This is a genomic window from Staphylococcus sp. GDY8P57P (assembly GCF_017892585.1).
Lineage (GTDB): Bacteria > Bacillota > Bacilli > Staphylococcales > Staphylococcaceae > Staphylococcus > Staphylococcus borealis.
In genome coordinates, this window is sequence record NZ_JAESLK010000148.1 from 1 (window position 1) to 545 (window position 545).

Here is a 545-nt window from a genome sequence, read left to right on the forward strand (position 1 = left end):
TAAGGTCTTTAATTTTAACTTCCCATTTACCATCTTTACGACGACTAAAATCTTGTACTTCATGACGATAGAAAAGTTCTGCATTGTCATGTTCACTTAAATTTTTAGCCATTTTTCTAGTCAATTCACCGAAGTTAACATCCGTACCTTCATCAATTTTACTAGCCGCTACGGTTTCATTTGGATCGCGACCTTCCATCATTAGTGGCATCCACTCTTTTAATTTTTCATGATCTTCTGTATATTCGATACCTTTAAACATTGATAAAGGAGATAATGCTTCAAAACGTCTTTTTAAAAAGTTTACGTTTTTATCACCTTGAACAAAGCTAATATGAGGTAATGGTCTAATAAAGGCTTGCGGATTTTGAATTTGTTTACTTTTCACTAAATGAGACCAAAATTGTTTTGAAATCTCGAATTGTTCATTAATTTCTTTCGCTTTTTCAACATCAATTGAACCATCTTTTTGCTCTACCGTGTAATTTAATTCACATAGTGCAGCATGTCCAGTACCTGCATTATGGCGTTCATTAGAACTTTCA

The 545-nt window shown here is 33.0% G+C and carries 1 protein-coding gene; it reads right to left on the reverse strand.

What is annotated here, in order from left to right:
* On the reverse strand, window positions 1–545 hold a 545-nt coding region (locus KA878_RS14045; RefSeq protein WP_210142262.1), incomplete at both ends, for a malate:quinone oxidoreductase.